The organism is Ectobacillus ponti (assembly GCF_024294785.1).
Taxonomy (GTDB): domain Bacteria; phylum Bacillota; class Bacilli; order Bacillales; family Bacillaceae_G; genus Ectobacillus; species Ectobacillus ponti.
The window spans coordinates 1-533 of record NZ_JANCLT010000112.1; the positions used below are offsets into that span (position 1 = coordinate 1).

Below are 533 nucleotides of genomic sequence, written 5' to 3' on the forward strand. Positions count from 1 at the left end.
CCCCCCTCGACACGCCGTCGCCGCCGAGGGGAGAGAGAGAGGCCGCCGGCCGCCGCTACCACTGACCCCCCCCCTCGCCGGAGCGCCCCGTCGCCGGTCGGGTTTGATCGATGGCGTCCAAGAGGATCCTGAAGGAGTTGAAGGACCTGCAGAAGGACCCTCCCACCTCATGCAGCGCAGGTCCTGTGGGTGAGGACATGTTCCATTGGCAAGCTACTATTATGGGACCCTCAGACAGCCCATTTGCTGGTGGGGTATTCTTGGTGAACATTCATTTCCCACCGGATTATCCTTTTAAACCACCGAAGGTCTCTTTCCGCACCAAGGTTTTCCACCCGAACATTAATAGCAATGGCAGCATTTGCCTCGACATCCTCAAGGAACAGTGGAGTCCTGCACTTACCATATCAAAGGTCCTCCTGTCAATTTGTTCACTGCTGACGGACCCGAACCCCGATGATCCGTTGGTGCCGGAGATTGCTCACATGTACAAGACTGATAGGGCCAAGTATGAATCCACCGCTCGCTCCTGG

At 57.2% G+C, this 533-nt stretch carries 1 protein-coding gene; it reads left to right on the forward strand.

Annotated features, from left to right (window positions below):
• Nucleotides 1-110: 110 nt before the first annotated feature.
• On the forward strand, nt 111-533 hold a 423-nt coding region (locus tag NK662_RS24810; RefSeq protein WP_254761383.1), incomplete at its 3' end, for a ubiquitin-conjugating enzyme E2.